Annotated in this window: 17 protein-coding genes; 6 read left to right on the plus strand and 11 right to left on the minus strand. The window is 62.7% G+C overall.

Going from position 1 to position 19,691, the window contains the following annotated elements; all coding sequences use genetic code 11:
* Positions 1 to 211 precede the first annotated feature (211 nt).
* Entirely contained in the window at positions 212 to 1,108 is an 897-nt protein-coding gene (locus APH42_RS14090; RefSeq protein ID WP_060493561.1) for a formate/nitrite transporter family protein, read from the plus strand.
* Positions 1,109 to 1,111: 3 nt separating this feature from the next.
* Here the strand turns inward: APH42_RS14090 and APH42_RS14095 are convergent, their stop codons facing one another.
* On the minus strand, positions 1,112 to 2,203 hold the full coding sequence (locus tag APH42_RS14095) for an MBL fold metallo-hydrolase (protein ID WP_012273822.1): 1,092 nt from the start codon (positions 2,201 to 2,203) through the stop codon (positions 1,112 to 1,114).
* Positions 2,204 to 2,332: 129 nt separating this feature from the next.
* On the opposite strand from APH42_RS14095, the gene APH42_RS14100 reads away from it, so the two are divergent.
* Complete coding sequence (locus tag APH42_RS14100) at positions 2,333 to 3,406, plus strand: diguanylate cyclase (RefSeq protein WP_060493579.1); 1,074 nt, start codon at positions 2,333 to 2,335, stop codon at positions 3,404 to 3,406.
* 51 nt (positions 3,407 to 3,457) lie between these two features.
* Entirely contained in the window at positions 3,458 to 6,043 is a 2,586-nt protein-coding gene (locus APH42_RS14105) for an EAL domain-containing protein (protein WP_060493562.1), read from the plus strand.
* A 19-nt stretch (positions 6,044 to 6,062) separates the two neighbouring features.
* On the opposite strand, the gene APH42_RS14110 is transcribed toward APH42_RS14105, so the two are convergent.
* Together APH42_RS14110 and APH42_RS14115 are read right to left on the minus strand one after the other, a co-directional pair.
* Complete coding sequence (locus tag APH42_RS14110; RefSeq protein WP_060493563.1) at positions 6,063 to 6,392, minus strand: DUF2025 family protein; 330 nt, start codon at positions 6,390 to 6,392, stop codon at positions 6,063 to 6,065.
* 119 nt (positions 6,393 to 6,511) lie between these two features.
* Positions 6,512 to 7,426, minus strand: a complete 915-nt coding sequence (locus tag APH42_RS14115) for a LysR family transcriptional regulator (RefSeq protein ID WP_041166778.1) — start codon at positions 7,424 to 7,426, stop codon at positions 6,512 to 6,514.
* Positions 7,427 to 7,539: 113 nt separating this feature from the next.
* Between APH42_RS14115 and APH42_RS14120 the strand changes: the two genes are divergently transcribed.
* The gene (locus tag APH42_RS14120) at positions 7,540 to 8,298 is read left to right on the plus strand and encodes an SDR family NAD(P)-dependent oxidoreductase (protein ID WP_060493564.1); all 759 of its coding nucleotides are present in this window, start codon (positions 7,540 to 7,542) and stop codon (positions 8,296 to 8,298) included.
* Between the two features lie 41 nt (positions 8,299 to 8,339).
* Here the strand turns inward: APH42_RS14120 and APH42_RS14125 are convergent, their stop codons facing one another.
* The 7 genes from APH42_RS14125 to APH42_RS14150 all read right to left on the minus strand — a co-directional run bounded on the left by APH42_RS14125 (position 8,340) and on the right by APH42_RS14150 (position 13,186).
* Positions 8,340 to 9,206, minus strand: a complete 867-nt coding sequence (locus APH42_RS14125) for an HlyD family secretion protein (RefSeq protein WP_060493565.1) — start codon at positions 9,204 to 9,206, stop codon at positions 8,340 to 8,342.
* Positions 9,207 to 9,218: 12 nt separating this feature from the next.
* Complete coding sequence (locus APH42_RS14130) at positions 9,219 to 9,425, minus strand: DUF1656 domain-containing protein (RefSeq protein ID WP_012273829.1); 207 nt, start codon at positions 9,423 to 9,425, stop codon at positions 9,219 to 9,221.
* Positions 9,412 to 11,400 carry an FUSC family protein gene (locus tag APH42_RS14135; RefSeq protein ID WP_060493566.1) on the minus strand — a complete coding sequence of 663 codons (1,989 nt, stop codon included), beginning with the start codon at positions 11,398 to 11,400 and terminating at the stop codon, positions 9,412 to 9,414. The genes APH42_RS14130 and APH42_RS14135 overlap by 14 nt, the downstream gene beginning before the upstream one ends.
* Positions 11,401 to 11,616: 216 nt before the next feature.
* Positions 11,617 to 11,733: a cytochrome c oxidase subunit CcoM gene (gene ccoM, locus APH42_RS30680; protein WP_012273831.1), complete on the minus strand. Its 117-nt coding sequence runs from the start codon at positions 11,731 to 11,733 to the stop codon at positions 11,617 to 11,619.
* Positions 11,734 to 11,869: 136 nt separating this feature from the next.
* Entirely contained in the window at positions 11,870 to 12,031 is a 162-nt protein-coding gene (locus APH42_RS30145) for a hypothetical protein (RefSeq protein WP_003254864.1), read from the minus strand.
* A gap of 66 nt (positions 12,032 to 12,097) precedes the next feature.
* On the minus strand, positions 12,098 to 12,427 hold the full coding sequence (locus tag APH42_RS14145) for a hypothetical protein (RefSeq protein WP_012273832.1): 330 nt from the start codon (positions 12,425 to 12,427) through the stop codon (positions 12,098 to 12,100).
* Positions 12,428 to 12,490: 63 nt separating this feature from the next.
* Positions 12,491 to 13,186, minus strand: coding sequence for a M949_RS01915 family surface polysaccharide biosynthesis protein (locus APH42_RS14150; RefSeq protein WP_012273833.1), 696 nt, complete (start codon positions 13,184 to 13,186; stop codon positions 12,491 to 12,493).
* A 162-nt stretch (positions 13,187 to 13,348) separates the two neighbouring features.
* On the opposite strand from APH42_RS14150, the gene rapA reads away from it, so the two are divergent.
* Positions 13,349 to 16,195, plus strand: coding sequence for an RNA polymerase-associated protein RapA (gene rapA / locus APH42_RS14155; RefSeq protein WP_012273834.1), 2,847 nt, complete (start codon positions 13,349 to 13,351; stop codon positions 16,193 to 16,195).
* Between the two features lie 283 nt (positions 16,196 to 16,478).
* Positions 16,479 to 18,743: a bifunctional diguanylate cyclase/phosphodiesterase gene (locus APH42_RS14160; RefSeq protein ID WP_060493567.1), complete on the plus strand. Its 2,265-nt coding sequence runs from the start codon at positions 16,479 to 16,481 to the stop codon at positions 18,741 to 18,743.
* Here the strand turns inward: APH42_RS14160 and APH42_RS29220 are convergent.
* Entirely contained in the window at positions 18,643 to 19,530 is an 888-nt protein-coding gene (locus APH42_RS29220; RefSeq protein ID WP_012273836.1) for an NAD(P)-dependent oxidoreductase, read from the minus strand. The genes APH42_RS14160 and APH42_RS29220 overlap by 101 nt on opposite strands.
* Positions 19,531 to 19,691: the final 161 nt, after the last annotated feature.

Genomic DNA, 19,691 nt, shown 5'->3' on the forward strand with positions numbered 1-19,691 from the left:
ACCACCGCTTTCTTTCGAAAGCTAACAACTTCAACAACTTACCGCTTGCCCCGAAGCGTTTGTCGCTGCGAGGAGGCGAATAATACGCGCTTTAAAATCAGAGTCAACACCTTGTTCTGAAAAAACTTTCCATCACCGTTTTGCCGCTACTCGGCAACTAATGAAAGCGTCGTGGATCTGTAAAGAAACACCCCCACGGAGCGTAGCGGCCATGAGCGATGCGCAGAGCGAGAAAACCCCCGGCCTGTCTGCAGACGAAGAACAGGAGGTCAGCCACAACCAGCCGCCAAGGGCGGCAGTGCTGCATGAGATCATTCGCAGCCAAGGTGACCAGGAACTGGAGCGCACCCTGGCCGCGCTGTGGTGGTCGGCACTGGCCGCCGGCCTTTCCATGGGGCTGTCACTGATGGCCATGGGGCTGTTCTACGCCCGCCTGCCAGAAGGCGACGGTGCCCAGGTAATCGCCAGCATCGGCTATAGCACGGGCTTTCTTGCCGTGATCCTGGCCCGCCAGCAACTGTTTACCGAAAACACGCTCACTGCCGTGCTCCCCGTCATGACCTCCCCTACTCTGGCCAACTTCGGGCGCCTGCTTCGTCTATGGGGCGTGGTGTTGCTTGGCAATCTGGCCGGCACCCTGCTGGTGGCCTGGGTGATGCTGGAACTGCCGATCTTCGACAGCAAGACCGATGTCGCCTTCTTGGAGGTCGGCCGCAAGGTAATGAAGAACGATATCAGCCAGATGTTCGCCAAGGGCATCGTCTCGGGCTGGATGATCGCCACAATGGTCTGGATGATCCCGTCGATGGAACACGCCAAGATCTGGATCATCCTGATGATTACCTACCTGATGGCCCTTGGCGATTTCACTCATATAGTAGTGGGCTCGGTCGAAGTGTCCTACCTGGTCTGGGCTGGGGATGAAACCTGGCGAAGCTTCTGGCTGGATTTTGCCCTGCCGACGCTGGCGGGCAACATCATCGGCGGCAGCTTCATCTTCGCCCTGATCAGCCATGCCCAAGTGCGCAGTGACAGCGGCAAGCCGCCCTCGCGACTCCTGGACGACGACCAGGCTCAGCCCTCGCCCCGCAGGGACGAGCACAAATGATACTCAGCGCGCCGCTACGGTTCGCTCATGCCCTTGGCCCCGCTGGCGCGCGGGCCGCGGCTGCCACCAGTTCTGCCCGGCATGCGGTGAGCCCAGGCTGACCCGTTCCCCCATCTGCGGTGTGCTCAGGCGCACCTGAGCCTCATTGGCCAACGCAACAATACGCTCGAAAGGCTCCTGCCAGCCATGGATGGACAGGTCGAAAGTGCCGTTGTGAATCGGCAGCATCCAGCGGCCGCGCAAATCCAGGTGGGCCTGCAGGCTCTGCTCCGGCTGCATGTGCACAGCGGGCCAGGCCACGTTGTAGGCACCGGTCTCTATCAGGGTCAGGTCAAACGGCCCGAAGCGCTCGCCAATCTGCTTGAACCCCTCGAAGTACCCAGTATCGCCACTGAAGAACACCCGCACATCCTCATCGACAATCACCCACGACGCCCACAAGGTCCGGTTACTGTCCAGCAAGCCGCGCCCGGAAAAATGCTGTGCCGGGGTGGCGACGAAACGTACGCCATCCACTTCGCTCTCCTGCCACCAGTCCAGTTGCCGCACCTTCGCCGGCTCCACGCCCCAGTTGATCAAGCGGTCGCCCACACCCAATGGCGCCAGGAACACCCCGGTGCGCGGCGCCAACTGGCGAATCGCCTGCTCATCAAGGTGGTCGAAGTGGTCGTGCGACAACACTACCGCCGCCAGCGGCGGCAGCTGGTCCAGCCCCAGCGGTGGCGCATGGAAGCGCAACGGGCCGGCCCACTGCACGGGAGAGGCCCGCTCGGCGAAGACCGGGTCGGTAATGAAGAAACGCCCACGCAATTTGAGCAATACCGTGGAATGGCCCAGGCGCCACAAGCTGTGGTCAGGGGCGTCGAGCACTTGCTGGCGGGTCATGGGCTGCAGGCTGATCGGCGTGGCTGGCCGGGTTTCTGGCGGTTTGCGCAAGAACAGGTACTTTAGCCCAATGCGCAACTTTTTCAGTACACCTTCCTGCGGCAACAATGCCTGGTTGTGAAAACGTCCGTCCCGCTGTGGCGCCGGCTCGCCGGCGGGGTTGGCCAAAGGAACCATCAGCAGTACTCCGAGCAACAGGAAAGCCTTCATGTTACCCCACAGTGATCGGATCAACCGTGAAATGGCTTGTAAGGTCATTTTTCGCCGATGAAACACTGTTCAACAATATTCATGCAAGTTATGCGATAAACGGCACCCCGGCAGAAGAACATGACCATGATGGACAACCGCAGCGGCAAAGGCCTTTCTTTCGTCAAGCGCATCTACCTGCCGCGTGTCATCGGCCTGGGCATCGGCCTGTTCAGTGTCATGGCGGCCATTGCGCCGCTGTCGCCACCCACCTGGGCATGTCTGCTGGTACTGTTCAATGGGCTGTTGTGGCCACACATCGCCTACCTGTGGGCTGCCCGCTCGGCAGCGCCGTACCAGGCAGAACAACGCAATTTGCTGCTGGATTCGCTAATGGGCGGGTTCTGGACCGCCGCCATGCACTTCAACCCGCTGCCCAGCGTGACCGTGCTGTCGATGATGACCATGAACAACGTCGCCGCCGGCGGCAAACGCATGGTCTTTCGCGGGGTGCTGGCGCAGCTGGCTGGCATGCTTGTCGCCCTTCTGCTGCTCGGCCCCGGCTTGCAACTGACCGCCACCCCCCTGCAGGTCTATGCCTGCCTGCCAATGCTCACGCTTTACCCGCTGGCCTTGGGCTGGGTGTGCTACCAGCTGGCGATCAAGCTGGGCGACCACAAGCGCCGGCTGAGCGCACTGAGCCTCACCGACAGCCTGACCGGGCTGCTCAACCACGGCGCCTGGAAAGACCTGCTGCTGCTCAAGTTCCAGGCCTGCAAGCAGCAACAGGGGCACGCGGTGATTGCCCTGATCGACATCGACCACTTCAAGACCATCAACGACACCTTCGGCCATGTGGTCGGCGACTGTGTCTTGCGCCAGCTCAGCGTCGAGCTGCGGCGCAACCTGCGCGAAGGCGACCAAGCCGGGCGTTACGGCGGCGACGAGTTCTGCGTGATCCTGCCCGATACCAGCGAAGCCCAGGCCTGTCATGCCATGGAGCGCCTGCGCGAGCAGGTTTCCAGCTACCGCAACCCACAGCTACCCCACTTGCGCATCAGCCTGAGTATCGGCCTGTCACCATTCGAGGCCGGCCTGGAGTCCCCGGAGCACTGGCTCGAACAGGCGGACAAGGCGCTGTACACCGCCAAGCACGCTGGCCGCGATCAAGTCAATTTTGCCCGCGCTGACGCTGCCGCGCTCAAGCTGGCCTATCCTGATTGAACCTCCTTCCTGACTGCCTGGCGGGAGGTTGCCTGAAGGAGCCGCTCGCGCATGGCCAGGACCGCCAACCTTCCACCCGCCAGCCCTACACCACGCTTTCAGGTGCGCCACCTGATTGCCGGTTTCAGCACAGTGTTCGGCCTGGCCTGCCTGGTCATTCTCGGAGCTCTGTTCAATATCGCGACCACGCTCGACCAGCAGGAGCGCCAACGCAGCGCCTTCCATGCAACCCAGGCGCTGGAACAACGGTTGCTCGCCTCGCGCCAGTTTCTGTCCAGCTATGCCGTATGGGATGCAGCCTTCGAGCACCTGGCAGGTGATGTCGACTGGCACTGGGCCTACGAAGAAAAAAATGTAGGTGAGTCGCTGTACAGCGCCAGCGGCTACGAAGGGGTGTTTGTGCTGGAAGACGACCGTACCACCTATGCCTTGTTCAAAGGCCAGCCCAGCCAGGCCGGCGCCAACACTTATATAGACGCACCGCTCCAGCCGATCATTGACCAGGCCCGTGCGGCGGCAATTGCGCGCGAGCAGGTCACCCACTTCGTGTTGTTCAATGGCTGGCCGGCCGTACTCAGTGCAGCGGCCGTGCGCCCTGACCGCGACGTCACCGACAGCGAGGTGAGCCAGGCGCCAGTGATGCTGTTCGTCGACCAGCTTACCGAAGAAAAACTGGCGCAGCTGGGCAAAGGTGCCGGCCTGACGGGCATGCACGTGGAGAAGGAAGATAAACAGCAGCATGGCCACCTGCGTATCGACCTGGGCGACACCGGCTATCACCTGTCCTGGAGCAGCCCGCTGCCTGGGCACCAACTCTTGTGGGCAGTATTGCCAGCTCTGTTGAGCGTGCTGCTGATACTCGGCTTGGTCATGCTGTACCTGTGCCGCCATGCCTTGCGCAGCTCACGAGCAGTCGGCCTGACCCTGCTCCACCTGCAACAGAGCAACCAGGCACTGGAGGCCAGCGAGCAACGTTTTCGCGCGGTAGCCGAGTCGGCATCCGACTGGATCTGGGAAACCGACCGGCAACAACGCCTGACCTACCTGTCGCAACGCTTTGCCAACGTCACCGGCTACCCGGTAGACGACTGGCTGGGCCACCCGCTCAACCAGCTGCTGGCCTGCGATACCACACCGTTGTCGCCCTGGCTGGACGTATTGACTACCGCCGACCCGCAGCAGTTGGCCAACCTGCGGTGCACCTACCGAGACCCGAATGGCCAAAACCGTTATTGCCGGATTTCCGCCCGCGCCATCTGGCACGACGGCAAGGCGCTTGGCTTTCGAGGAACGGCCAGCGATATAACCGACGAAGTCGACGCCCACGCGCGCATCCAGCACCTGTCGCTGCACGACCCACTGACCGGGCTGGCCAACCGCAACAAGCTGGCCAGGCACCTGGAACAGGCACTGCTTCGCGGCAATGACTCACCGCCGCTCACCCTGCTGCTGCTGGACCTGGACAACTTCAAGCCGATCAACGACTCGCTCGGCCATGCCGCTGGCGATGCCGTGCTACAAGAAGTGGCAACGCGCCTGCGCGACACCACCCGCGATGGCGACCTGGTCGCGCGCCTGGGCGGCGACGAGTTCATCCTGGTACTCGGCGGCATGGACAACCGTAGCGAAATCGACCGCTTCTGTGCGCGGCTGATTGGCCTGCTGCAGCAACCCATCATCTTCGACGGCCAGCAGTTGCACATTGGCGCCAGTATTGGCGTTGCCCAGACCCGCACTCAAGGCTTCGATGCCGGCGAGCTGATTCGCTGCGCCGACATTGCCCTGTACCAGGCCAAGGCCGACGGCAAGAACACCTGGCGCTACTTCGCTGCCGAAATGAACCAGCAAATCCAGTACCGTCGCCAATTGGAGAACGACCTGCGCCGGGCTTTGCGCAATCAGGAGTTCGTGTTGCATTACCAGCCGCGCTACCGCCTCGGCGACCTGCGCATCGTCGGAGTCGAAGCGTTGCTGCGCTGGCAGCACCCACAGGAAGGGTTGCTGGGGCCGGATACCTTCATCCCGCTGGCCGAGCAGAGCGACATCATCGTTGCGCTGGGCCGCTGGGTACTGCGCGAAGCCTGCCGTACCGCCCACGACTGGCCCAACGATGTTCTGGTTTCGGTGAACCTGTCGCCTGCGCAGTTCCTGCGCAGCGATGTGGTGGCCGACGTGCGCGAGATATTGCTGGACACCGCCTTCCCGGCCCAGCGTCTGGAGCTGGAAATTACCGAGAACGTGATGCTCAACGACATCGAGGGCGCGCTGGGCACCATGCTGTCGCTCAAAGAGTTGGGCGTGCGCCTGAACATGGACGATTTCGGTACGGGCTATTCGTCGCTGGGCTACCTGCGTACCTACCCGTTCGACAGCATCAAGATCGACAAGCGCTTCATCAGCGGCCTGAACAACAACGGCGGGAGCGACCGCGCCGTGGTCCAGGCCATCATCAATCTCGGTGAAGCGATGGGGCTGACAGTGACAGCCGAGGGTGTAGAGAGCGAACAGCAGCTCAAGGCGCTGGAAAAGGACCGCTGCCATGAAGTGCAGGGCTACTACATGAGCCGCCCGTTGGACAGTGCAGGGCTGCAGGCGCTGCTGCAGCAAACATCCAAAAACACAGCACAGCCCTTGTAGCAGCCGCGCAAGGCTGCTCCTACACGGGCTGCTGCAGGCTGCGCTCAGCGACGATTTCCGGCAGGTCGCCCCGGCGCAGGTAGGCGCGCAGCGGCTCGCCGATATTCAAGCGGTCATCCACATGCTGCTCCAGCAACAGCGCCAGCCGTTCGCGGCATAGCGCCATACGCTGCCCTTGCTCGGGCCGCCAGACGAACTCGCTGCAGGGGGTAATACTGGCATCGGCCACGTCCATGCCGAACGAGTCCTCGGAGAAACGCACGATATGAACGCCGCGCTTGTCGTGAAAACCGACAAAGCCCTTGAGCTGGTCGGCGGCGTTGCAGATATCCTGGGAACTAATGGCCATGACGTAACCTCGCAATGAAATCGGAAGATACGCACGCCTGGCGGGAATGGGTCGCCTCTGCCGGGCAACTCGCAGAGGGCAGCCTAACGCAAGTGGCCTTCCATGCGCCATGGCTTTGCTCAATCACTGACCACTGCATCGACCTGGGTGTGCAGCACTTCACCCAGCCACTGCATGAACGCCTGTACCCGGCGTGGCACATGCCGTTGCCGGGCATACAGCAGCGACACCGGCATGGCCGGCGCCTGCCAGTCTTCCAGCAGCGAAACAAGTTCGCCTCGCTGCAGGTGCTCGGCCACCCCCACCGCAGGCACCTGAATCAACCCCAACCCGGCCAGGCAGGCCGCCGAGTAGGCTTCGGCATTGTTGACCGTCACCACACCGGCCATGGCCTGAAATTGCAACTCACCGCCTTGCAGGTATTCGAAGCCGGCGCTGCGCGCACCCAGGGTGCGCACATAATGCACCAGCTGGTGATCGGCCAGGTCCTGCAGAGTACGCGGGACACCATAGCGAGCCAGGTAGGCGGGGCTGGCACAGTTGCGCATGCTCAGTTGCCCAACCGGCCGTGCCACTACATCCAGATCCTGCAATGCGCCAATGCGCATCACGCAATCAAACCCTTCGCGCAGCAGATCGACCTGGCGATCGGTGCAACTGAGTTCCACTTCCAGTCTCGGGAAGCGCTGCAGAAACTGCGGTAGCGCCGGAATGATGACCCGGCGCGCCATCATGGTTGGCAGATCGATGCGCAGGCGCCCGGCCAGCTCGGCATCATCGGCACTGAACAGGCTCTCGATCTCGTCCATGCCCGACAGCAGGTCCTTGCTACGCTCGTACAGCAAGGCGCCATCCTGGGTTGCCTGCACCCGGCGTGTGGTTCGGTTGAACAACTGCGTGCCCAGCAAGCGCTCAAGTGCCCTCACCTGCTCCGATACGGTCGAACGTGGCAACCCCAGGCTCTCGGCAGCCTGGGTGAAACTGCTGACCTCGCTTACCCGCACAAAGGTGCGCAACAACTCCAGCTTGTTCACCACGTGGCCCCTACTATTCGGTTAAAGCGAACAGTATTTCCATATTTTCAGGATTTAACAGCGACATACCGACCAATAACCTGTCCTCATTCACCCACCATGAGGTTTTCACCATGATCCGCAAAATTGCCCTGATCACCGGCGCCAGTCGCGGCCTCGGCCGCAACGCTGCCGAGCACCTGGCCGCACGCGGCATCGATGTCATCGGCACCTACAACAGCAAGGCAGATGAAGCGCACGCCGTGGCGGCCCGGCTGGAGCAGGCCGGAGTCAAAGCGGCCATGCTGCAACTGGACGTCAGCGACAGCAGCAGCTTTGCCGGTTTCGCCGAGCGCCTGGGCACGACCCTGCAACAACACTTTGGCCGCGAGCGTTTCGACTTTCTGGTGAACAATGCAGGGATTGGGTTGAACGTGCCGTACATCGAAACCACCGAGGCGCAATTCGACCAGTTGTTGAACATTCAGCTCAAAGGGCCGTTTTTCCTCACCCAGCGCCTGCTACCGCTACTGGCGGACAATGGCCGCATCGTCAACATTTCCACCGGCCTGGCGCGCTTTGCGTTGCCGGGGTATGCCGCCTATGCCGCGATGAAAGGCGCAATGGAGGTGCTGACCCGCTACCAGGCCAAGGAACTGGGCGCGCGAGGCATTCGCGTGAACATTCTGGCGCCGGGTGCGATCGAGACCGATTTTGGTGGCGGCGCAGTGCGGGACAACCCGCAGGTGAATGAGTACATCGCTGGCAACACGGCATTGGGGCGGGTGGGGTTGCCGGATGATATCGGGGCAGCGATTGCGCTGCTGCTGGAAGACGGCAATGGCTGGATTACCGGGCAGCGGCTGGAGGTATCGGGCGGGATGTTTCTCTGAGTTCGGCATCTTGGGGCCGCTTTGCGGCCCCAGGGCCTTCACTAGCGATCCTGATCCTCACGCACTTGCACACTCGCGGTCATCCCCGCACTCAGGGTCACCCCTTCCGGCACCTGATCCAGGCGAATCCTCACCGGTATCCGCTGAGCCAGCCGCACCCAGTTGAAAGTGGGTTCCACCTCCGGCAGCAACTGGCTGTCCGGGTTGCTGTTGCGGTCGGTGATGCCGCGGCTGATGCTCTCTACATGCCCCTGCATCGGCTCGCCCGCGCCCATCAGCCAAACTTTCACCGAGTCCCCCACGCCAATGCGCGGCAGCTTGGTTTCCTCGAAATAGGCCTGGATGTAAAAAGTTGAATCATCCACCAGGGCCATCACCGCTTGCCCGGTGTTCACGTAGTTGCCTTCGGCCAGACGCAGGTTGGTGATATGCCCGCTGCGCGGTGCCCGCACTTCACTGCGCGCCAGGTTGATCTTGGCCACCTGCAACTGCGCCTCAGCCTCGTGTAGCTCGCCACGCGCGATGGCGGCATTGATCTGGGCGTTTTCACGCAACTCGGCACTGATCGCCTCGGGCCCCAGGGCAGTTCGCCTGGCTGCCTCTCGCTCGCGCAAACGCAGTTGCTGGGCGCGAGTTTCAGTCACGGCGCTGGCCTGGTCGAAAGCGGCCTGGAAACGCTCACGGTCGATACTCATCAACAGGTCGCCGGCCTTGACCTGCTGGTTGTCATGCACTTTGAGTTCGCGCACCCAGCCGGACACATCAGGTGCGATTACCACCACATCGGCACGCACCCGGGCATCGCGGGTCCATGGGGTAAGCATGTAGTACTGCCACAGTTGGTAGCCGGCCAACACGGCCAAAGCCACCACACACAGGGTTACCAGAGTACGTACGGCCGCACGCATCGAAACACTCCTTTATAACGCTCCCAGCAGGCGCACCACCAGGAACAACACACAAACGAACAGCGCCGCGTCGAACAGCGCTTCGTGCCAGATCCAGCGCCCCAACGGTGTAGCCTGCACCACCAGGCGCAGCAGGCCGGTGAGCAGCAGCGCCAACAACACATAAAGCAGAAACGGGCTGAGCAGCACGCCGCCCACTTCCCACTCACGCAACCCCATGGGTTTCCTCCTGCCAGCGACACCACTTGCCCCAGCTTTTCTGCAACTGCAGCACCGCCCCCTCGGCCAGCCGTAGCGGGTCGCTGGCAGGCAGGCGGCGCAACGCAGCAAGGAACTGTTCACTGGCAGTATCCAGGCGCTGACCACGCCCGGCAGCCGGCCCTTTGGCCAGCACTGCCTCCACTTGTTGCAGGTACTCACGCTCGGCTAGCCCCAAGGGGGCCTGGGCGACAGCCAGACACATGCGCAGGTGCACCAGTTCGTCGCCGATATCCAGCCCGTGCAGGCCATCATCCCAGCGTTTGCGCTGGTCTTCCGGTAATTCGCTGGCATGCCGCGCCAGTTGCATCAGGCGGTCGGCCATGCGCCCGCCAAACCAGCTGTCGGCCCCGCGCAAATCGCGCCGGGTAAGGCGCACCAAGTCGCTTTGGGTTGCCGCGCGCAAGCGCCGCCCCAGCCAGGCCGGGTGGCGAAACACCAATAAACGAAAGGCCATGACCGCCGCCGATACCCCCACCAGCATCGCCAGGGCACTGTTCAGCAGGGTCGCCACGCCGAACTGCATGGCGTTAAGCGGCGACACCAGCACAATGAAGTGCAGGCAGTAAGAGGTGGCGGTGGCCCCGGTACGTGGGTGGGCCATACCCAATGCGCCCAGAAACAGCGGCACACCCATACCCAGGCAGAGCATGGCGAAGCTGCTCCATTGCGGGAGCAAGATCTGCCCGACCAAAAACGCCGCAGGTATCGCCAAAAAGATCCCCCGCAGAAAGCTCAGGCCAATTTGCGCACCATTCTCGCGGCTGGCGAACAGGCTGCAGACCACACAGGTCAGCACCAGGCCACCCGGCGCCGAAGGCCAGGCCGTGGCCAGCCAGAAGCCGCTCATGACCAGAAAGGCCAGCGCGCTACGCGAACCGAACAGCAAGGCCAGCGACCAATCACGGTGTGCAGCCAGACCCTGGGACACATCCTTGGGTGCCCTGCCAGCCTCCACATCCTCCAGCGCCTGGCTGGCAGCCATGGCGTAATCCAGCAGCAGGGCCATGCGCGCCAGGCAGAAGTGTTCCGACGGGCTGATCTGCTCATTGTGAGCGGCATCCCAAATGCGCTGGCGTAACAGCAACAGGCTGGGCTGATCGGGTTTGCCCAGCAGCGTGCGCACCTCCTCCAACCAGGGCGCCAGACGCCCGGCCTCCCGCTCATCCAGTTGCCGCCACTGGCGGCGCACCGAACGGGAGATGCGCAACAGCACCATCAGCTTCTGGCTAAGGCCGCGAATGGCACGGGCACGCTGGCGCCCGCGGTTGCCCTCGAACCAGGCATGCTCACGTTGACTGTCGATGGCAACGATGCGCCCCAGGCTGTCCAGCAGGCCTTTACGCGCCTCGTCCTCACCACCCAGCATGGCGCTGGCGGCTTGCAGGCCGTTCTGCAAAGCCTGCCGTGCTTGCCCGCCCAGTTGCTGCTCGACCCGCATGGGCCAGAGCAAGGCACTGCTGGCTGTAGCGCAGAAAATGCCCAGGCAAATCTCGGTGCAACGGGCCACGGCCTGGTCGAACACCTGCAGCGGGTGGTCGATGGCCGGCAAGGCAATGATCGCCGCGGTGTAGCCGGCCAACACGAAGGCGTAGGCCCAGGCGCTGCGCAACTGGGTGGACGCGGCGGTACAAAGCGCCAGCCACAAGGCCAGGCTAAGCAGAAACAGGCCAGGTGTCTGCGCGAACAGGCCAATTAACACTACCGACATGACGGTGCCGACCAAGGTACCCGCAAACCGCGCCAGGCCTTTCTGAACCACCATGCCCGATAGCGGCTGGGCGACGATGAAAGCCGTCATCAGCGCCCAAGCGGGTTGCTCCAGGCCCCAACGCATCGCCAGCCACAACGCCAGGCCACCACCGAGCAAAGTCTTGATGGCGAACTTGAGGGCGAGGCTGCTGGGGGCGAACAGGGCCTGAAGGGTGATGGGCACGAGGCGGACCTTGCGGGGGAATGGTCTTACTGAAACGATAGACAATGGTGAGCAGGATAAAGTGGAAACGATTAATTAGCTAGCTAATCATCTAAGCAACCCATCTCAGTCAACCTATGCCGACCCTTTCGCGCACAGGCAACACAAAAATTGCAGGCAAAAAAATGGGCGACCGAAGTCGCCCTAAATGCCTTGCGTGCTCGTATACCCGGAAGGTCAGCGCGGCTTGCGCTTTTTCGAGTCCTTCCAGATGAAAATGCCCAGACCGGCAAAGAAAGCGAACATCAACCCGACCGTTACCACACCGGCGATAACCACGTTGTCGAAGAACATGCTGGCCTCCCCATTCGTTTGCCGTTGTCCGATGGAGGGCAAGTTAACCAATGTGGGGACTGGGAAAATTGATCGGGGTCAATGGTGCCCGGGGCCGGGCACGCGAGGCGGGTGCAGGGTTGACCTGCGTCAAGTTTCAGCGCTTCTTGGGCTTGCCCTTGGGCTTCTTTTTCTTGCTGGTGCTCAACGGCAGGGCCTGCTCGAATGCGTTGCGCATCTCGTTCAGGCGTTTTTCCTTGAGGTCGTGGACGCGCTTGGCGCGTTCGGCATCGAAATCGATGAGGTTGTCTTGGCTCATGGGTGGCTCGACGATCAACTGAGAATTGCATGATGAAGCCAGCGGCAGGCGCTGACCAGCCCTGCGTCAGACTTCGATGTCCACCAGCAACCCCTGCCGTACATGCTCGCCCATCAATGGCGCCACTGGCACGGTGTTGTCGGCGTTGACCTCGTCACCCGGTAAGGCGTTGTACCGCTGCTGATCACCCTTTTGCCGACGTTGCTGCTGGCGACGCTGCTCGTCACGCAGCAACAGTGCCTGCTCCTGCGGGTCGCGCTGCTGCTTGAGGTCGATGGCACTTTCACCGGACGCAGGCTGGGCCGGCACCACAGGCTTGATGTCGGGGGTTGGCTTGACCGGGTCCTGTTGCGAGGTCACCGGGGCAGCACTGAGCGGGATGATCGGCGGCAGCATGGACGTTCTCCTATGCCCCATGTATCGGCAGGCGTGGGTTTACCTTGATGTTGTGGGCAACATTTACTCGGCTTCGTCGTCAGGCTCATCGTCGCCTGGCGGGCTGGCTTCGCTCCAAGGCCGCTTGTAAACCTGCTGCCAGACCGCGTCCATATGATCACGCAATACTTGCGGCGCGTTTTTCAGCGAGGCGCTGTCCTCGCGCTCGCCACCGACGGGGTCCTCGCCCGCCGGGGTGATCAGCGACTGGCCGGTAATGGTGTAGCTGGCCTGCCCTTCGCGCATCTCGATGGCGATGTCGTGCGGGTCGATACCGCCACCGCAGAAGGCATGGCTGGCCACGGTCACCTCGGCTACACCATCCTTGTTCAGGTCGCTGACGTCACTGACGTCATTGTAGAAGTCCACGTCCAGGTCCAGCCCCGGGCACGTGGTTTCCTGCTCGATCTGCCAACGCGCCTTGAAGGCGTCACTCTCAGCCGTGCGCCCGTACAAGGTGGCCTTGAGCACCACCTTGTCCACTTCCTGTTCGCTTTCCGGGTCGCTGGCCTGGCCATCGCTGCGGCTCAACACCAGTAGGCCTTCGCCGTCGCGATCACGAAAATGCACGCTCTTGATCGGCGTCTGTACGCCGAGTACCTCAAGCTGCTCCATCGGAATGGGGGGCAAGGTCTCGAAGTTTTTCTGCTCGCAGGCGCTCAGCAGCAGCAGGCTGCCCACGGCCATCGAAGCGCTGATCCAGCGATGCTTGGCAGACATGTTGATGCGAGGCCCTCGTCGGCTGCACGGTGCGAGACGATGAAACGGCTAGACTGACTTACTTCCTGTTGTCGTTCGGCACCTTTCGGTGCGTTCGCACTTTGGTCTGACCGGCCGATCCGTTAACATAATCGGCTTTTTCATCGCGGGAGTTCAGGCAGTATGGCGCAGCAGTATCAACCGGGGCAACGCTGGATCAGCGACAGCGAAGCAGAGCTCGGCCTGGGTACCATCCTGGCGCAGGATGGCCGCCTGTTGACCGTGCTCTACCCGGCCACTGGCGACACCCGCCAGTATTCCCTGCGCAATGCGCCGCTGACCCGCGTGCGCTTCTCGCCAGGTGACCAGATCACCCACTTCGAAGGCTGGAAGCTAACCGTCCGCGAGGTCGAGGACATCGACGGGCTGATGGTCTACCACGGCCTGGACGGGCAAAACCAGCCGCGTACCCTGCCAGAAACTCAGCTGTCGAACTTCATCCAGTTTCGCCTGGCCAGCGACCGCCTGTTCGCCGGGCAGATCGACCCGCTGTCGTGGTTCAGCCTGCGCTACAACACCCTGCAGCACACCAGCAAACAGATGCAGTCGGCGCTGTGGGGCCTGGGCGGCTGCCGCGCACAACCCATCGCCCACCAGTTGCACATCGCCCGTGAAGTCGCCGACCGCAGCGCTCCGCGCGTTTTGCTGGCCGACGAAGTGGGCCTGGGCAAAACCATCGAGGCCGGCCTGGTCATTCACCGCCAGCTGCTGTCTGGCCGTGCCAACCGCGTACTGATCCTGGTGCCAGAAAACCTCCAGCACCAGTGGCTGGTGGAAATGCGCCGGCGCTTCAACCTTCAGGTAGCCCTGTTCGACGCCGAACGCTTCATCGAAAGCGACGCCAGCAACCCGTTCGAAGACGCCCAGCTGGCGCTGGTAGCGCTGGAGTGGCTGGTCGACGACGAAAAAGCCCAGGACGCGCTGTTTGCCGCTGGCTGGGACCTGATGGTCGTCGACGAAGCTCACCACCTGGTCTGGCACGAAGACCAGGCCAGCACCGAATACAGCCTGGTCGAGCAACTGGCCCAGGTGATCCCGGGCGTGCTGCTGCTCACCGCCACCCCCGAGCAGCTTGGCCAGGACAGCCACTTCGCCCGCCTGCGCCTGCTCGACCCTAACCGTTTCCACGACCTGGCGGCCTTCCGCGCCGAGAGCGAGCACTATCGCCCGGTCGCCGAAGCGGTACAGGAACTGCTCGACGAAGGCCGCCTGTCGCCCAAGGCCCACGCCACCATCCAGGGCTTCCTGGGTGCCGAAGGCGAAGCCCTGCTGGCCGCGGTCAACGATGGCGACACCCAGGCCAGCGCGCGTCTGATCCGCGAGCTGCTGGATCGCCACGGCACCGGCCGCGTGCTGTTCCGTAACACCCGTGCGGCGATTCAGGGCTTCCCCGAGCGCCAGTTGCACCCCTACCCGCTGGCCACACCCGAGCAATACCGCGACCTGCCAGCCGGCGAGCACGCCGAGCTGTACCCGGAAGTCGCCTTCCAAGCCCAAGGAGAAGCGGCCGACGACGAGCGCTGGTGGCGTTTCGACCCGCGCGTGGATTGGCTGATCGACACCCTGAAGATGCTCAAGCGCACCAAGGTGCTGGTGATCTGCGCCCACGCCGAAACCGCCATGGACCTGGAAGACGCCCTGCGCGTGCGCTCCGGCATCCCGGCCTCGGTGTTCCACGAAGGCATGAGCATCCTCGAGCGCGACCGCGCCGCTGCCTACTTCGCCGATGAAGAGTTTGGCGCCCAGGTGCTGATCTGCTCCGAAATCGGCAGCGAAGGCCGCAACTTCCAGTTCGCTCACCACCTGGTGATGTTCGACCTGCCGGCGCACCCCGACCTGCTCGAACAGCGCATTGGCCGCCTTGACCGGATCGGCCAGAAGCACACCATCCAGTTGCACATCCCGTATCTGCAGGACAGCCCGCAAGAGCGTCTGTTCCAGTGGTACCACGAAGGTCTCAACGCCTTCCTCAACACCTGCCCCACCGGCAACGCCCTGCAGCACCAGTTCGGCCCACGCCTGCTGCCGCTGCTCGAGGGTGGCGAAAGCAAGGCCTGGGATGCCCTGGTGGCCGATGCCCGCGGCGAGCGCGAGCGCCTGGAAGCCGAACTGCACACAGGGCGTGACCGTCTGCTGGAGCTCAACTCCGGCGGTGCCGGCGAAGGCCAGGCGCTGGTCGAAGACATTCTCGAACAGGACGACCAATTCGCCCTGCCGATCTACATGGAAACCCTGTTCGACGCCTTCGGCATCGACAGTGAAGACCATTCCGAGAACGCACTGATCCTCAAACCAAGCGAGAAGATGCTCGATGCCAGCTTCCCGCTGGGCGACGACGAAGGTGTGACCATTACCTACGACCGCGCCCAGGCGCTGTCGCGCGAGGATATGCAGTTCCTTACCTGGGAACACCCTATGGTGCAGGGCGGCATGGACCTGGTGCTGTCCGGCTCGATGGGCAACACCGCCGTGGCGCTGATCAAGAACAAGGCGCTCAAACCGGGCACCGTGCTGCTGGAATTGCTGTTCGTCAGTGAAGTGGTGGCACCGCGCAGCCTGCAACTGGGCCGCTACCTGCCGCCGGCGGCATTGCGCTGCCTGCTCGACGCCAACGGCAACGACCTGGCATCGCGCGTGGCCTTCGAAACCCTCAACGACCAGCTCGAAAGCGTGCCACGCGCCAGCGCCAACAAGTTCGTCCAGGCCCAACGCGATGTACTGGCCAAGCGCATCAGTGGCGGCGAGGAGAAGATCCTGCCCATCCACGTCGAGCGCGTTGCCGAAGCCCAGCGCCGTTTGGCGGCGGAGGCAGACGAAGAGTTGGCCCGCCTCGTAGCCCTGCAAGCGGTCAACCCAAGTGTGCGTGACAGCGAAATCGACGCCCTGCGCAAGCAACGCGAAGATGGCCTGGCAATGCTGGAGAAAGCCGCCCTGCGCCTGGAAGCCATTCGCGTGCTGGTGGCTGGCTGACACCTTGGTGGCCTGACCAGCGTTCTGTAGGAGCAGCCTTTGCTGCGAAAGGGTCATTTGCCTTGCACATTGTTGCGAGGCATCCGGCCCCTTTGCAGCACAAGGCCCCTACAGCCACATCCCCTTCGTTTCTATGCCCTCTGGCGATTAATCCGATAACCAAATCGTACAAATCAATGTGCCATTAGTCAGGAAGGCTTAAATACTCCTTCCTATACTGCCTCTGGACAGTCTGCACAGGGTGGTTGCGCAGACGAGTGAAAACTCGATCAAGAGGCATTCCATGGAATGGCTGGGGCTGCAACTGTTCGCTGATCTTCCGGCAACCGGGCGCATCGTCATCGATTGTCGGCATGAACCGTTACTGGTTCTACTCGCCTACTTCGTCGCCAGCGCGTCCTGCTTCGCTACCCTCGACATGGCCGAACGCCAGTCACACAGCGACGACCCCACCGCACACCGGCAATGGAACATGCTCGGCGCCTGCTGCCTGGCCGGCGGCATCTGGGCCATGCACTTCATCAGCATGCTGGCCTTCCAGGCCCCGGTGGAAGTGCACTATGACGTCTCGCTGACCATCCTCTCGCTGCTCATTGCCCTGGGTGTCGCCTGGCTGGCCATGCACAGCCTCGAACGCAGCCAGATGCGCGCGTATCACTTTGTGCTTAGCGCTGCGCTGATTGGCCTGGGCATCATCCTGATGCATTTTGTCGGCATGGCCGCAATGGAAACCGGCGCCGTCCAGTACTACCAGACCGGCCTGCTGCTGGCCTCTGCCGCCATCGCCCTGCTCACGAGCCTGGCCGCGTTGTGCCTGGCTCACTATTTGCGCAATGGCAGCGGCACCCTGTACCAGGCCATGAAGTACGGCGCCAGCCTGCTGCTGGCAGGCGGTATCGTTACCACCCATTTCACCGCGATGTCGGCCATGACCCTGGTCATCCCGGCCGATACCGCACTGCGTCTGCCGTCTGGCGACAACAGCCTGCAACTGGCGCTGGGCATTGGCTTCATCACCCTGCTGATCAGTGGCGCCAGCATCAGCGCCGCGCTGGCCGACAAGAAGCTGCAGAGCAAAGAGCACGATCTGCGTCGGGTCAGCGTGCTGCTCAGCCAACTGGACCAAGCCCGCGCGTCACTGCAGCAGGCCGCGCATTACGATGCCCTGACCAACCTGGTCAATCGCCGTGGTTTCAACCAGGTGTTCGCCGAACGCCTGGTCGAACACCAGGCCAACGAAAACCGCCTGGCGGTGATGTTCCTCGACATCGACCATTTCAAGCGCATCAACGACAGCCTCGGCCACGACGCCGGTGACGAGCTGCTCAAGGTGATCGCCAACCACATCAAGGCCGCTACCCGCAGCCAAGACCTGGTTGCGCGCTTGGGTGGCGACGAGTTCTGTGTGGTCACCAGCCTCAACAGCCGCGACGAAGCCCGTCACCTGGCCCAGCGCATCATGCAACGAATGAAAGACCCCATCGACCTGGGCGGCCGGCGCATGGTCATGACCACCAGCATTGGCGTGAGCATCTTCCCGGACGACGGCAGCACAGCCGAAGAGTTGCTCAAGCATGCCGACCTGGCCCTCTATCAATCCAAGGACAACGGCCGCAACAGCCTGAACTTCTTCAACGACAGCCTGAAGGCCAGGGCTTCGATTGCACTGCAACTGGAAGAAGAGCTGAGACTGGCCCTGCTGGAAGAGCGCGGGTTGTGCGTGCACTACCAGCCCATCTTCGACCTGCGCAGCGGGCAAGTGGCCAAACTGGAAGCGCTGCTGCGCTGGCAGCACCCGCAACACGGCCTGCTGGGGCCCGACCGTTTCATCGGCATTGCCGAAGCCAACGGCCTGATCATCGACCTCGACCTGTGGGTACTGCGCCACGCCTGCGCCGACCTGGCCTACTTGCAGCGCCACGGCTACGGCGAACTCAAGGTCACGGTCAACTGCTCGGCAGTCACCCTCAGCCACGACGAACTGCCCAACGAAGTTGAAAAGGCGCTGTTCCATGCCGCCCTGGCGCCGCGCCAACTTGAGCTGGAGGTGACCGAGAACGCACTGATGGGCGATATCCAGCGTACGGTCAGCCTGCTCAAGCGCGTGCGCGCCCTGGGCGTGGCGCTGTCGATCGATGACTTTGGCACTAGCTACTCGTCACTGGCCTACCTCAAGCGCCTGCCACTGGACGTGCTGAAAATCGACCGCACTTTCCTGCAGGATGTGCCGGGCAGCCAGAAAGACCGCGAAATCGTCCAGGCGATCATCGTCATGGCGCATACCCTGCACTTGCAGGTCGTCAGCGAGGGCGTGGAAACCGCCGAACAACAGGCCTTCCTGGAAAGCCACGGTTGCGACTACCTGCAGGGCTACCTGCTGGGGCGCCCCGTGCCGCTGGCAGAGCTGCGGCCGCTGCTGGAGCGGCTACAGCGCCAGAACGGCGTACTCACGCCTTGTTGCGGTACAGCTCCACCAGGGTCGCCGGGTCTTTTTGCAGGTAACCCTGGCTACCGTGCAGGCGCATCAATTGCGCGGCGAGGCCGCTGAGCGGCGTCGCCGAGCCTTGCTCACGGGAGAACTTGACCGCGCCATCCAGGTCCTTGAGCAGCGTGCGTACATGCCACTTGATCGGCTCGAAGCGGCTCTCGGCCATCTGCGGCGCCAGGATCTGCAACGGCTTGGAATCGGCAAAGCCACCGGCCAGCGCTTCGGCAATCAGTGTCGCGTCTACGCCCGACTGCTCGGCCAATGCCACTACTTCGGCAATCACCAGGGCATTGCAGGCTACGATCATCTGGTTGCAGGCCTTGGTCACCTGGCCCGCGCCTACCGCCCCCATGTGCGTCACGCGCTGGCCAAGCACCTGCAGCACCGGGTGTGCACGCTGCAAGTCGGCCACCTCACCACCGACCATGATGGCCAGTGTGCCTGCTTCAGCACCTGGCGTACCGCCAGATACCGGCGCATCCAACCACGCCATGCCACACAGTGCTGCCAGTTCGGCTGCCATTTCACGGGTGGCGGTTGGTTCCAGGCTGGAGAAATCGATCAGCAACTGGCCGCTGCGCCCGCCCTGGGCAATGCCTTGCTCGCCGAACACCACCTCGCGCACCACTGCTGTGTCGGCCAGGCACAGCAGCACCATGTCGCTGTCGCGGCACAATTGGGCCGGGCTGCTGGCCAGGCGCGCGCCGGCAGCGACCAGGGCGGCACACTTGTCTGGGCTACGGTTCCATACCGTCAGCGGATATCCCGCTGCCAACAGACGACGGCACATGGGCAGGCCCATCAGGCCGATGCCGGCGAATCCAAGCGAAGGTAGTTGTGAGCTCATCAACGTCTCCAGACAAATTCGATATCAATCCAGGCCGCAAGGCAGCCCCATTACGCATCCCGTAAACTGTTACCGCCACGCCGAATTGTTACTTACCTCTACCCGCCTTGCACGGCTTCAAGCACCAAAACGGGGCTGCTGCGTATTTTTGCGCACCAAAA

Origin of the sequence: Pseudomonas sp. NBRC 111140 (assembly GCF_001320885.1) — a bacterium.
In the GTDB taxonomy this organism is placed as follows: Bacteria; Pseudomonadota; Gammaproteobacteria; order Pseudomonadales; family Pseudomonadaceae; genus Aquipseudomonas; species Aquipseudomonas putida_P.